Source organism: Ruegeria aquimaris, from assembly GCF_025751555.1.
GTDB classification, from domain to species: Bacteria; Pseudomonadota; Alphaproteobacteria; order Rhodobacterales; family Rhodobacteraceae; genus Ruegeria_B; species Ruegeria_B aquimaris.
The window spans coordinates 400,911-413,498 of sequence record NZ_JAOWLB010000001.1; the positions used below are offsets into that span (position 1 = coordinate 400,911).

The 12,588-nt window shown below is 64.7% G+C and carries 11 protein-coding genes; 3 read left to right on the forward strand and 8 right to left on the reverse strand.

What is annotated here, in order from left to right; translation table 11 throughout:
• Nucleotides 1-2 precede the first annotated feature (2 nt).
• The 5 genes from gltS to OE747_RS02020 form a co-directional block, all read right to left on the reverse strand.
• Nucleotides 3-1,214, reverse strand: a complete 1,212-nt coding sequence (gene gltS, locus OE747_RS02000; protein ID WP_263826930.1) for a sodium/glutamate symporter — start codon at nt 1,212-1,214, stop codon at nt 3-5.
• A gap of 19 nt (nt 1,215-1,233) precedes the next feature.
• Complete coding sequence (locus tag OE747_RS02005; RefSeq protein ID WP_263826931.1) at nt 1,234-1,758, reverse strand: DUF6446 family protein; 525 nt, start codon at nt 1,756-1,758, stop codon at nt 1,234-1,236.
• A gap of 143 nt (nt 1,759-1,901) precedes the next feature.
• Entirely contained in the window at nt 1,902-2,480 is a 579-nt protein-coding gene (locus OE747_RS02010) for a plasmid pRiA4b ORF-3 family protein (protein ID WP_263826932.1), read from the reverse strand.
• 144 nt (nt 2,481-2,624) lie between these two features.
• A complete protein-coding gene (locus tag OE747_RS02015; RefSeq protein WP_263826933.1) occupies nt 2,625-3,311 on the reverse strand; it encodes an FkbM family methyltransferase in 687 nt (228 codons plus the stop codon).
• Nucleotides 3,312-3,335: 24 nt separating this feature from the next.
• Entirely contained in the window at nt 3,336-4,271 is a 936-nt protein-coding gene (locus OE747_RS02020) for a glycine--tRNA ligase subunit alpha (RefSeq protein ID WP_263826934.1), read from the reverse strand.
• Between the two features lie 206 nt (nt 4,272-4,477).
• Here OE747_RS02020 and OE747_RS02025 point away from each other — a divergent pair, with 206 nt between their 5' ends.
• Nucleotides 4,478-6,223: a serine protease gene (locus OE747_RS02025; protein ID WP_263826935.1), complete on the forward strand. Its 1,746-nt coding sequence runs from the start codon at nt 4,478-4,480 to the stop codon at nt 6,221-6,223.
• A gap of 93 nt (nt 6,224-6,316) precedes the next feature.
• On the opposite strand, the gene OE747_RS02030 is transcribed toward OE747_RS02025, so the two are convergent.
• The 3 genes from OE747_RS02030 to folE2 form a co-directional block, all read right to left on the reverse strand.
• Complete coding sequence (locus OE747_RS02030; protein WP_263826936.1) at nt 6,317-7,765, reverse strand: TrkH family potassium uptake protein; 1,449 nt, start codon at nt 7,763-7,765, stop codon at nt 6,317-6,319.
• A 52-nt stretch (nt 7,766-7,817) separates the two neighbouring features.
• On the reverse strand, nt 7,818-8,345 hold the full coding sequence (locus OE747_RS02035; RefSeq protein WP_263826937.1) for a hypothetical protein: 528 nt from the start codon (nt 8,343-8,345) through the stop codon (nt 7,818-7,820).
• Between the two features lie 282 nt (nt 8,346-8,627).
• Complete coding sequence (gene folE2, locus OE747_RS02040) at nt 8,628-9,731, reverse strand: GTP cyclohydrolase FolE2 (protein WP_263826938.1); 1,104 nt, start codon at nt 9,729-9,731, stop codon at nt 8,628-8,630.
• Between the two features lie 222 nt (nt 9,732-9,953).
• On the opposite strand from folE2, the gene OE747_RS02045 reads away from it, so the two are divergent.
• Both OE747_RS02045 and OE747_RS02050 read left to right on the forward strand, forming a co-directional pair.
• Nucleotides 9,954-10,739 (forward strand): HalD/BesD family halogenase, encoded by a 786-nt coding sequence (locus OE747_RS02045; RefSeq protein WP_263826939.1) that lies wholly within the window; start codon nt 9,954-9,956, stop codon nt 10,737-10,739.
• Nucleotides 10,740-10,821: 82 nt separating this feature from the next.
• Nucleotides 10,822-12,585, forward strand: coding sequence for an adenylate/guanylate cyclase domain-containing protein (locus OE747_RS02050; RefSeq protein ID WP_263826940.1), 1,764 nt, complete (start codon nt 10,822-10,824; stop codon nt 12,583-12,585).
• Nucleotides 12,586-12,588 lie beyond the last annotated feature (3 nt).

The following is a 12,588-nucleotide window of genomic DNA, read 5'->3' on the forward strand; positions in this document are numbered from 1 at the left end:
CCTTAGAAATTGACGATCATCTGGATGACGACCGCATTGGCGATATCCACAAAAAAGGCGGATACAAGGGGGAGCACGATAAAGGCAAGAGGCGACGGGCCATAGCGCTTGGTCACGGCGGTCATATTTGCAATCGCGGTGGGCGTCGCGCCCAGCGCAAAGCCGCCAAACCCTGCCGCCAGCACCGCCGCGCGATACCCGCCACCCATGGCGCGGAACAGGACCAGCAGGATGAAGCCCACCGCAAACAGTGTCTGAAGCGCGATGATCACCGCCAGCGCCAGCCCGGTCTCGGCAATGGTCCAGAGTTGCAGGCTCATCAGCGACATCGCCAGGAACGCGCCCAGCGCAAATTCCGAGATCAGCGCCAGCGTCGGGGTGCGCGACACGCGCGGGGCGCGTGGAAACAGCGCCGTGCGCAGGTTGCCCACCGCGATGGCGGTCAGCAGGCAGGGCACGAAGAGCGGCAGTTTCAGCCCCATCTGGTCGATGGTTTCATGCAGAGCAAATCCCAGCAGGATCGCCACATTCAGCGTCAGCAACACCCGCATCAGCGATTTGTGGTCGATCCGGGGCGGCTCCTCGTCCGCCTCATTGGGGATGCCGACCGTCAGCTCTTCGTCCGGGCGGTTCGGGGTCAGCTGGCGGCTGTCCACCAGCCAGGTGGCAATCGGCCCGCCGATCAGCGCCGCGATCACCAGACCCAGCGTCGCCACCGCGACCCCCAGTTCGGTGGCCGAGGTCAGGCCCGTGGCCTGCGCCACCTCGGGCGCCCAGGCAATGGCGGTGCCATGTCCCCCGATCAGCGACGCCGAGCCAAATAGCACCCCCGCCTGTGCCGGAAACCCGAAGATCACCGCGCCCAGCACCCCGATGACATTCTGCGCCACGATGGTCAGCAGGGTCAGCACCAACAGGATCGCCAGCGGCTTGCCGCCCGCGACCAAATCGCCAAGCCGCGCGTTCAGCCCGATCCCGGTAAAGAACAGCACCAGCAGGAAATCGCGCCCTGCCAGGTCAAAGTCCAGCTCGATCCCGAACCCGGCATACAGCCCCAGCACCACCAGCGAGGCCAGCAACCCACCCGTCACCGGTTCGGGAATGCTGAAGCGCTCCAGAAACGGCAGCCGGTCGTTGATCCGCACACCGATCAGATAGACCGCAAGACCCAGGGTCACGGTCATGAAGGCGGATATCTCCAGTGTCCCGGTCACCTGTCCGCGCCTGCTCCGCTCAACTCTCGGGCCGGGCTGGGCATTCCTCGCCAACCACGGTGCCGTCATAGGCCTTTTGCCCGCAATTGTTCAGCACATGCCAGGCATAGCCCCGCCCGTCCTCGGTCACCGCAACGATGCGGTCGACGCCATAATGGACGTTCTTGGCCCCCAGATAGGCCCGCGCCCGGCCACTTTTCAGCGCCTCGTCGATCTGGCCTGTATCATAGCAGTCGAACCAGGAGGGCGCGGTCAGCGGTTCGGGGTTCTCGACCGGGGTATAGGCCGCGCTCAGCGTGTCGAGATCAAGCGTGGTGGTGAAACAGGCGCGATAACGGATGGGGGAACTGTCGGCGTCGATGGCCTGGAACCCGTCATAGGCGATGACCTCCGCCTTGTCGCCGCCCTGCGGCACCAGCGTCACATCCTGCCCCGGGCGCGGCTCGACCTCGTAATAATAGCCGTAAACCTGAAGGTAATACATCGACAGGCCCGCGCTTATGGCGCAGAGCGCCAGCAGGATGACAAGAACTTTGCCGGTCATGTCTCTCTCCTTTTCCCGCTCCGCCAGTATTCACATGGGCAGAATCGGGCCGATTGCCGTCTGCGCCTTGATGTAGGACAGCGCCCCGGGATACCAGCTTTGCCGGGATATTTTTTGCAGATCCTGTTCCGGTTCCACGCTGATCAGTTGATCGGCTTCTTCTTCGGCTGCCAACGTTTGGCGAGTTTGAGAACGTCGAGGCGGAGTTCGTCGCTTTCGGGAATGTTCGGATCAAACTCGCCGCCGTACCATGTCCTGAGATCGGCATGTTCCGGGTGTCCGGGATCGCCGATCGCCTCAAGAAACGCTTCATATCCCGGGACCCCGCCCACATCCTCGGGCGGACAACGGCCCGCGATATCCGTGAGACGTGGGTAAAGCGCGCCGGGGACAGGCTCGCCGGTCGCGCCGATCCTGATCTTGTGCTCCCAGCTGTCGCCAAAATCGTAGAGATAGGTGATGGTGCTTGCGCCGGTGTCCTCGATGACCCTGGCAAGGGTGGTCTTGTTCGCGGGCAGATCATCGCCGCCAAAATCCGGGTCGGGCAGCCCCCATGTCGTACCGCCCGCCTCGAACATGTAAAGATGCGAGTTGGTCCATCCCATGGCGGCCTGGAGGGTCAGGTGCAGACGGTCAAGGCGAATGTCGGCGGGCACCTGCAAGGAGCGTGTCACTGCGGGGTCGATGTCTTCAAGCGTGATGGTCAGTTCGATGATGCGCATGGCTCGCCCTTCTGTCCGGTCTCAGCATCTCCGGGACAACAGCGCGTCGATCCCGGATCGCGTATGGCCCTGCGGTTGCGGTCGACCTGGCACGGGTCGACGACGGTCGCTCTGTCTGCTCTGCGCCCTTTCGCCACAACCCGCTCAGATCCAGTCGAGATTGACCTTAGACGGCGAAAACCGCGCGGCCATGCGCAATTTCAGCGCCCGGAACCTGTCGCGCAGATCGGGGAACTTGCGCTCATGGGTCTCGACCAGCGTCACCCGGATCGGCTCAAAGAGATCCCGCGCGTCCATCGCTTCGAGGATATCCAGCTCCGCCCCCTCGATATCCATCTTCAGCATCGCGATATCGCCATGCTCGGCGATCAGCCCCTCCAGAAAGGCGGGAAAGTCGATCATCTCGACCTCGATCACGTCGCCCGCTTCCGCGCTGATGCCGCGCCCGCCCGGCAATGTGGTGCTCATCACCGTGTTCTTCTTGGGATCCTCGCCAAAACTCTCGGCGCGCATCAGACCGATATGGCCCGCCGCGACGCCCGCCGCCTTGTTGTGCAGGATGACGTTGGGCGCGGTCCCGAACCGGCGTTCCAGCAGCGAAAAGGCATAAGGGTCGGGCTCGAAACAATGCACGGTGGCGCCCGTCGCCGACAGGACCTCGGTCACGTCGCCCACATTGGCGCCGCAGTCGATCACCACGTCACCGGGCCGCAGCATGGCCGCCGCCCCGGTCATGAACCCCTCGCTCTGCGCCGTGCGCACCTGCCGTTTCAGCTGTCGCCGCGCCTTGCGCAGCTTCTCCTCATAGCGCTCGCGCGTCGCCTGTTCCATCGCCCTGCCCCTGCCCTGATGTCCTCAGGCGGCAGCATAGCCCCCGGCGGTCGTCTGCACAAACGCATCCGCGCATTGCTTGGCCAGCGCCCGCACCCGGCCGATATAGGCCTGCCGCTCGGTCACCGAGATCACGCCGCGCGCATCGAGCAGGTTGAAGATATGGCTGGCCTTGATGCACTGGTCGTAAGCCGGATGCGCCATCACGATGCGCTTGCCGGTCTTGGGGTCGTCATGGGTTTGCGCCAGGATCGCGGCGCATTCGGCCTCGGCCTCTTCGAAATGCCTGAGCAAAACCTCGGTATTGGCCACATCGAAGTTCCAGCGCGCGTATTCCTCTTCGGTCTGCTTGAAGATATCGCCATAGCTCAGCGGAATCGGCGACTGCGGATCGTTGAACGGCATGTCCATCACGTGGTCGATGCCCAGAATATACATCGCCAGACGCTCCAGCCCATAGGTCAGCTCGCCCGAGACGGGCGCACAGTCATGCCCGCCCACCTGCTGGAAATAGGTGAACTGGCTCACCTCCATGCCGTCACACCAGACCTCCCAGCCCAGACCCCAGGCACCCAGCGTCGGGCTTTCCCAGTCGTCCTCGACAAACCGGATGTCATGCAGCGCCATGTCGACGCCGATCGCCTCCAGCGAGCCCAGATACAGATCTTGCAGATCGGGCGGGCTCGGTTTGATCAGCACCTGGTATTGATAGTAATGCTGAAGCCGGTTCGGGTTCTCGCCATAACGCCCGTCGGTCGGGCGGCGCGAGGGCTGCACATAGGCGGCGGCCCAGGGCGCGCTGCCCAATGCGCGCAGCGTCGTGGCCGGATGGAACGTGCCCGCGCCCACCTCCATGTCATAGGGTTGCAGGATGGCGCAGCCCTTCGAGGCCCAATAGCTTTGCAGCCGCAGGATGATCTCCTGGAAAGAGCGCGGTGCGGTGCGGGTCGTGTCGGTCATCGGGCGGCCTCGGGCGCTGGAAAACGGGTCGCGCCTTTCCTATGCAAGCGGGCGCGCAGCGTCAACGGCGCTTGTGGCGGCGGGCCCGCAAGGGCTGCGATGATTGCGCCACACCCGATTTTCCCCTGTTGCCGGGCATGGCATTTGGGCCAAATACCTGCATAACCTGCTCGCACGATACGTATTTGAAGGTACGGAACCAAAGAATGACCAGACTGTTTGCCGCACTCCTTTCCCTTGTTGCGCTGTTTTCCACGCCCGTCTTCGCCCAATCCGACACCGATATCGTCTGGGTCCAGATCGAGGCCCAGCCCAATCTGAGCACCGCCCAGGCACGGGCACAGGATTATGCAGGCAGTCTCGGAGACGTGGCCGGGTTCTCGCTGGGCGGCGGCTGGTACGGTATCGTGCTGGGCCCCTATCTGCGCCCCGATGCCGAAGAAGTGCTGCGCGTCTACCGCGCCGAGGGCCGTATCCCCTCGGATAGTTTCATCGCCCTCAGCGCCGGACTGGGACAGCAATTCTGGCCGGTAGGAACCAACGTCCTGGGTCAGGGCGCGGTCACCGCCCCGGTTGAGCAGACGGCGGAACCTGCCGCCCCCGCCGCCCCGATTGCGCAACCGGAACCGGCCGACGAAACCCCGGCCGAAGCGCGCCGCAGCGAACAGGCGCTCAGCCGCGAGGAACGCCAGGGCCTGCAAATCGCGCTTCAGGCGGCGGGCTTCTACAACGCCGCCATCGACGGCGCCTTCGGCGCCGGCACCCGCCGGTCCATGGCCGACTGGCAGAGTTTCAACGGCTATGAGGCCACCGGTGTGCTCACCACGCTCCAGCGCAAGGCGCTGATGGACCAGTACAATGCGCCGCTGATCTCGGTCGGCATGGCGCGGCGCTACGACTCGCAGGCCGGAATCGAGATGGACATGCCCCTTGGCGCGGTCCGCTTCAGCCGCTACGAGCCTCCCTTTGCCCATTACGAGGCCAGCGGCGACGACGGCATCCGGGTGCTGCTGATCAGCCAGCCGGGCGACAAGGCGACTTTGTTCGGCCTCTACGACATCATGCAGACGCTGGAAATCGTGCCGCTCGACGGCCCCCGCGAACGCGGCAGCGACAGTTTCACGCTCGAAGGCCGCGGCAACGGCATCGTCTCCTACACCGAAGCGGCGCTCGCCAATGGCGAGATCAAGGGCTTTACCCTGATCTGGCCGCAAGGCGACGAGGACCGGCGCGCCCGCGTTCTGGCGGCGATGAAAGAGAGCTTCACCCGCACCGAGGGCGTGCTGGACGCGGGCGCGGGCGGCGATGCCGAACAGCGCGTCGACCTGGTGTCGGGCCTCCAGATCCGCAAACCGCGCCTGTCGCGCTCTGGCTTTTATGTCGACGGCAAGGGCACCGTGATGACCGTGGCCGAGGCGGTGACCGGCTGCACAAGGGTGACGCTCGACCACGACTACGAGGCGCAGGTGATCGACACCGATGCCGGGCTGGGGGTGGCGGTGCTGCGCCCGGTGCAGCCACTGGCACCGATGCAGGTGGCCGATCTGGCCACCGACGCGCCGCGCATCAACGCCGAGGTGGTGCTGTCGGGCTTCTCCTACGAGGGCGTGCTGGGCGCGCCGACGCTGAGCTTTGGCACCGTGGCGGATGTCTCCGGCCTGCGTGGCGAGACCGAGCTGGCGCGACTGAGCCTGAAGGCTCAGACCGGCGATGCCGGCGGGCCGGTCCTGGACTCCAGCGGCGCGGTGATCGGCATGCTGCTGGCGGAACCGGCAGGCGACCAGCAGTTGCCCCGCGATGTCAGCTTTGCCGCCAAGGCGCAGGCACTGCGCGATGTGCTGAGCGTGTCCGGCATCGGGGCACGCGACGCGGCGGGCGCGGGCACCGTCACCCCCGACGAGATGAGCCGCCGGGCGGATGCGATGACGGTTCTGGTCAGCTGCTGGAACTGAGGTCTGTCCAGGCTCGAAGGCTGGGGGCGCTGCCCCCAGACCCCCGGAGTATTTCCAACCAGAAAGAAGCAGGACCGGTGCTTGGGTCAGTCCTCAGGCGCGCCAGAATTGCAGGGTGAACAGGACATAGACCGACAGCACCTCGAGCCTGCCGATCAGCATGCCGACGCTCAGCAGCCATTTGGCGGTGTCGTTCAGACCGCTGAAATTGCCGGCCGGGCCGATCTGGTCGCCCAGACCGGGGCCAACATTGGCAATCGCCGTGGCCGCGCCCGACAGCGAGGTGATGAAATCCAGCCCGGTCAGCGACAGCGCCCAGGACAGGATGCCCAGCGACACGATGAAGAAGACGAAGAAGCTCATCACCGAACTCAGCACATCGGGTCCCACCGCGCGCCCCTGGTAGCGCGGCTGGAACACGCCATGCGGCGAGCGGATGCGTTGTAGCTGCGCCTTGATCGACGCAAACAGCAGCTGATAGCGGAAGATCTTGACCGAACAGGCGGTCGACCCGGCGCAGCCGCCGATCAGCCCGATCACAAAGAACATGGTGATCAGGAGCGGCCCCCAGTTCATGTAGTCGACACTGGCATAGCCGGTGCCCGAGATGATCGAGGTGATGTTGAACAGCGCCTCGCGGAAGGCCTGTTCGATATGATGCGGAAAGATCGAGGTGAGCACGAATGTGGTCGCCACCACCAGCACGCCGATGACGATCAGGAAGGTCTGGATCTGGCTGTCCTTCAGGATCGGGGCGGAATGGCCGTTCACCAGCTGCACATAGCGCACGAAGGGCAGCGCCGCGAGAATCATGAAGACCGAGGCCGCATATTCCGCCGGGCCCGAGAACGTGCCGAACGAGGCGTCGTAATTTGAAAACCCCCCGGTCGACACCGTGGTCATTGCATGCACCAGCGCATCGAAGAAGTTCATCCCCAGCGCGGCATAGACGGTCAGGCAGGCCACGGTCAGCGCCACATAGATGACGGTGATCTGGCCCGCGATCTCCTGCGCGCGGGGCAGGATCTTGCCCATCGTATCGAACCCTTCGGAGCGGAAGATCTGCATCCCGCCCACCCGCAGCTCGGGCAGGAACACCATCGCCACCACGATGATGCCGATACCGCCCAGCCATTGCAGGATACCGCGCCACAACAAGAGCCCGCGCGGCAGGGCGTCGAGCCCCGAGACCACCGTCGAACCGGTGGTGGTCAACCCCGACATCGCCTCGAAAAACGCATCGACAAAGCGCAGCTCGGTCGCACCGAACACAAAGGGGATCGCGCCAAAGATGGGCAGCGCCACCCAGACCAGGGTGGTCAGCAGAAAGGTCTGCTGGATCGTCAGCCCTTCGCGCACCCCGTTGGCGCAGCTCAGCGCCATCAGCCCGCCGGTCAGCACGCTGATGATGCCGCTTTGCAGAAAGACATGCCACTCGCCGCGCCCGTCGATCACATCGACAATCATCGGGAACACCATCGTCGCGCCCAGAATGGCGACGAGCAGACCGATCACATATCCGACGGGGCGAATGTCCAACATGGGGCGCAGGGTTGGCGCGCCCCACGGTCGGAGTCAAGCGGGCGCGGCCCTGTCACCCGTCGGTTTTCGCTGTTGCCTTGGGCATCGGAGCCGGGGCCGAGGGCGCCTTGCGGCGCCGCGATTGCGCCGACGCCGGTTTTGCCGCGGCCTTGGCGGGGTGGCTGACCACGGTCTCCGGGACCTCGGGCGCCGATGCCTTGACCTCGGCGACAACCGACGCCGCGGCCTCGTCGGTCGCGACGATGGGCTCAACCGTTGGCGCGGGAGCCTTCGGCGTGTCGGCAACCGGCGCCGATTCTGCGGGCACAACGGCCGTCTCTTCCACCCTGGGTGCAACAGGCGCCTTGGGCAGGACCGCCACCTTGCCCGGACGGTCCTCTGCCCGCACGGCCGCAACGGCACGCGTCACCTCTGAGGGCAAGGAGGCGGCCGCCTGAATCGCCCGCACCTGCGCCATCGGCGCGTTGATGGCCGAGCAGGCAAAGATCTGCGCCACGCGCAACTGGGTGCTGACGGCATAGCCAAGCGCGCGGATCGCGGCGGCCTGGGCATGCAGCGGCGAAAGGATCGAAAGCATCATGATATCACTCCGGGAAACACGGGGGTGGAAAGCGGTAAGCGAAAGCATATTGCGGCACAGGCGATGCCCCTGCCCGGATCGTTCAGAGTTGATAGGCCCTGTGTCACACTCACGGTCCCTTTCAGCCCGGACCACGGACAAAGCCGCCGGATGCCGAATCTTCGCTCGGATCCAGTATAGGGTGGTTCCGTTTGCATGTGCAGAGAAATGCCGCGATGCGGCAAAAATGCGCCGCATCGCCCTATTGCCTGGCAAATCTGCCTGCGAATTGAGCCGTCCGGCTCAGCCGACGTGGAACAGGGTGGTGAACAGGCGCGGGTCCAGGCTGGCCGAGGCAAATGTCGGCCCCTCGGTCAGCACCGACACCGCATCATGGCTGTGCAGGCTTTCCTGATGGCTGGCGATCACCCGGAAATCACCGATATGGTGATCGGCCAACAGTTCGGCGCAAAACAGCCGCGCCGCATCTTCGACAAAGATCGGGTTGGCCGCGTTCAGCTCGGCAAAGGCCTGTTCGTCCTCGCGCTTGACCATGACCTGGGTCTCGGTCGGCACCGCCCGGCGGCAAAGCGCGATCAGATCCTCGAACCACAGGCAGTCCGCGTTGCAATCGACCACCACCGAAATCCGCGCCACCGAGCGCTGCGAATGCGGCGTGGCCAGCTGACCTCGGGCCGAGCGCGCATGTTCGCTCAATTCCAGCGAACAGGGGCAGGTCGAGGAATAGACATAGTCGAGATGCATGATCTTCAGCCGCTCGCCGTCCGTTTCGACCAGTTCCAGCGCGATGTCGTAATACTGGTATCCCTCCAGCCCGGAACGCAGGCTGCGCACCTTGTCGGGATAGGAAAACCGCATCTGGATGCGCGCGTCGAATGTGTCCAGATCGGTCATGTAATCGTCCAGCGCCGCTTCCATCACCTCGAAGCTGAAGGTGCGTTCGGCATGTTTGTAGAACGACCGCATGATGCGGGACATGTTGATGCCCTTCTTCTCGGCATCGAGGCTCACCGTGCCTGTCACCGAGGTTTCCAGCGTCAGATCGTCACCGTTCTTGCGGTGAAACCGGATCGGCAGGCGAAAATTCGAGATGCCCACATGCTGGATCTGCTGTTTTGCCCCCCGGATCAGGCTGGCCGGGCCGTTCTGCAAATCGGGCAGCGTGTCGCGATAGGCCTCGTCTGCCACAAAATCCTCGGGATAGCGGCGCGACAGGTCGGGATAGTTCGACGGCACGGATCCTGGCAGCAACCGGGCCACCGCCGGATCAAGCAGGCTGATCTCGGTCGCGCTGGCCCTGGCCGCCCAGCGCCGCAGCACGTCCAGCGCCGCCTCGGCCTCGTCCCGGTCCGGGGTGGTATTCACATCGCGAGGGTGAATGTTCATGCCGTGCTTCCTCGATTGCTCGCGGACCTATATATGATGCCGCTCAGGGTTCCAATCCACCCTGTTACGCGCAACATAACAGGGTGGATCTGATTTTCCCCCCGAAATCCACCGCGTCGATGTCCGAAACCGGCGTTGGGACCGGCAGGTGCCCCGGCAAAATCCGCTTGGCCAGACGGGAAACGACCGGCAAGCTTGGGCAAAGACCACAGGACAGCCAAGATGCATGATATCCTCGATCTCGACCGCTATCCGCTGGATCGCCCGCACAGCCCTGAATGGAGGGTGCTGGTTGCCCGCTGCCGCGACGACCTGGCGCGCAGCGGCATGTTCAACCTCGAACGCCTGATGCGGCCCGAGGCGGCCGCGGCCGAAACCGCCACCCTGCTGCCGCGCTTCGCGACCGAGGCCTTCCTGCACGAGCGCGACCACAACATCTATTTCCGTGCGGTGGCGGACCTGCCCTCCGACCACCCGGCGCTGCGCCGGTTCCAGACCTCGAACCGCACCCTCTGCGCCGACCAGATCGCCGGATCGGCCTTGTTGCGGCTCTATGAATGGCCCGAATTCGCCCGGTTCCTGGCCGCAACCATGGACAAGCCCGCGCTCTACCCGATGGACGACCCGCTCGCGCGGGTGAACGTGATGTCCTATCAGCAGGGCCAGGCGCTGAACTGGCATTTCGACCGGTCCGAGTTCACCACGACGCTCCTGTTGCAGGCGCCCGAGGCCGGGGGCGGCTTCGAATACCGCACCGACCTGCGCAGCGATGCCGATCCCAATTACGACGGCGTCGCCCGCCTGCTGGCCGGGGACGACCCCGACGCCCGCACCATCACCCTCAGCCCCGGCACGCTGAACGTGTTCAAGGGCAAGAACACCGCCCACCGCGTCACGCCCGTAAGAGGTGCCCGCGCCCGCGTCATCGCGGTGTTTTCCTATTTCGAACAGCCCGGCGTGAGTTTTACCGAGGCCGAGCGGACGGGCTTTTACGGGCGCGCGGGCTAGCACCAAGCCAGAACAAAGATTTCCTTGCCGCAGGGCAGGTTGTTTGCAAACTTGCGATACCTCAGCGTCCAACGGGTTATCCATGCAACGCCGCCTGACCACCCTCGTCGCCGCCGATCTGGTCGGATACTCGCGCCTGATGGCCGCGGACGAGGAAGGCACGGCAAACCGCCTGCGCCACCTGCGCGACAGCGTGATCCTGCCCGGTCTGGCGGCGGGCGAAGGGCGCCTTATCAAGACCATGGGCGATGGACTCCTGGCCGAGTTCCCCTCGCCGGTCGCGGCGGTGCGGACGGTGACCGGCCTGCTGGCCGAGCTTGCCGCCCATGAGGCGGACCAGCCCGAGGACCGCAGGATGCGGTTCCGGGTCGGGGTCAACCTCGGCGACGTGATCATCGACGGCGACGATGTGCTGGGCGACGGCGTCAACATCGCCGCGCGGCTCGAAAGCCTCGCCCCGCCCGGCGGCCTCTGCATCTCGCGCAGCGTCCATGACCAGGTGCGCGGCAAGGTCGAGGCCGAGTTCACCTCGCTCGGTCCGCAGATGGTCAAGAACATCCCCGACCCGGTCGAGGTATGGCGCGCCGAACTCGAAACCACCGCGCCGGTCCCGAAAACGGAAACCCTGCGCCCCACCATCGCCATCCTGCCCTTCGACAACATGTCCTCGGACCCCGACCAGGAGTTCCTGGCCGATGGCATCGTCGAGGATGTGATCACCGAACTCAGCCGCTTCCGCTCGCTTTTCGTGATCGCCCGCAACTCGACCTTCGCCTACAAGGGCACCCACAAGGATATCCGCCAGATCGCCCGCGAACTGGACGTGCGTTACGTGGTCGAAGGTTCGGTCCGCCGTGCCGGCAACCGGCTGCGGGTCACCGCCCAGCTGATCGAGGCCGAGAGCGGACGGCATATCTGGGCCGACCGCTGGGACCGCACGATGGAAGACCTTTTCGACCTGCAGGACGAGTTGACCCGCGCCATCGTGTCCTGCGTCGAGCCGGAACTGGGCGCGCACGAACGCGCCATGGCGCGTGCGAAACCAACGGACAGCCTGACCGCGTGGGAGTTGTACCAGCGCGGGAACGCCGAATATTTTACCGCGACCCCCAGTGGATATGCCCGCTCATACGCCCTGTTCGCACAGGCGATCGAGGCCGATCCGCAATTTCCGCTCCCCTATGCGGTTCTGGCCCGTTGGCACTTTTATCGTGTGCTGACACGGGTTGCCGAAAACGACGAAGCAGAGGTCGAAGCCGGCCTGGCTTTTGCGCAAAGGGCGATCAACCTCGACAATCGCGAAGAGGCCGGATTCGCCGGCCTTTCAGTGGTCCTGAGTGTCGCCGGGCGCGAAGCGGAGGCCAATGTCGCGTTTCAACGGGCCGAAGCGCTGAACCGCAACAGTCCTGTGGTCTTGCTTGCGCGCATGATCCTGCACCTGTGCTCCAGGAATCCGCAATATGATAAGCTACTGGAAGCCGCGGAAAATGCGATAAAATTCAGCCCGCGCGATCCGAATCTTTGGTCCTTTTGGCTGATGCGCGGGTACGCGCTGGCCGGGCCCGAGGCCGACCTAACGGCGCCGGGCGTTCGCGAGGCGTTTGAAACCGCCGCGGGATTTGAAAACGCCGAAGTGTTCCCCTTTGTCGAAGCCGCCATTGCCAACATCGCGAACGAAAGACCAGATCGGGCCCGGGAATACCTGAGTGCCGCCTTGACCAGATACCCGGAACTCACGCTGGAGGGCTGGCTGTCAGGGTTGAAGGGACAGTTCTTCGCCAATTCCGCATCTCGATGGGCTTCCCATCAGGAAACCCTGGTCGAGATGGGTTTGCCTCGGGCTTAGGCA

Excerpts from the sequence above, each read along its gene's own strand:
- OE747_RS02010 (WP_263826932.1), bottom strand. The coding sequence starts at position 2,480 with ATGCGCATCATCGAACTGACCATCACGCTTGAAGACATCGACCCCGCA.
- folE2 (WP_263826938.1), bottom strand. The coding sequence starts at position 9,731 with ATGAACATTCACCCTCGCGATGTGAATACCACCCCGGACCGGGACGAG.
- OE747_RS02025 (WP_263826935.1), top strand. The coding sequence starts at position 4,478 with ATGACCAGACTGTTTGCCGCACTCCTTTCCCTTGTTGCGCTGTTTTCC.
- OE747_RS02035 (WP_263826937.1), bottom strand. The coding sequence starts at position 8,345 with ATGATGCTTTCGATCCTTTCGCCGCTGCATGCCCAGGCCGCCGCGATC.
- OE747_RS02020 (WP_263826934.1), bottom strand. The coding sequence starts at position 4,271 with ATGACCGACACGACCCGCACCGCACCGCGCTCTTTCCAGGAGATCATC.
- OE747_RS02050 (WP_263826940.1), top strand. The coding sequence starts at position 10,822 with ATGCAACGCCGCCTGACCACCCTCGTCGCCGCCGATCTGGTCGGATAC.
- OE747_RS02030 (WP_263826936.1), bottom strand. The coding sequence starts at position 7,765 with ATGTTGGACATTCGCCCCGTCGGATATGTGATCGGTCTGCTCGTCGCC.
- OE747_RS02015 (WP_263826933.1), bottom strand. The coding sequence starts at position 3,311 with ATGGAACAGGCGACGCGCGAGCGCTATGAGGAGAAGCTGCGCAAGGCG.
- OE747_RS02005 (WP_263826931.1), bottom strand. The coding sequence starts at position 1,758 with ATGACCGGCAAAGTTCTTGTCATCCTGCTGGCGCTCTGCGCCATAAGC.
- OE747_RS02045 (WP_263826939.1), top strand. The coding sequence starts at position 9,954 with ATGCATGATATCCTCGATCTCGACCGCTATCCGCTGGATCGCCCGCAC.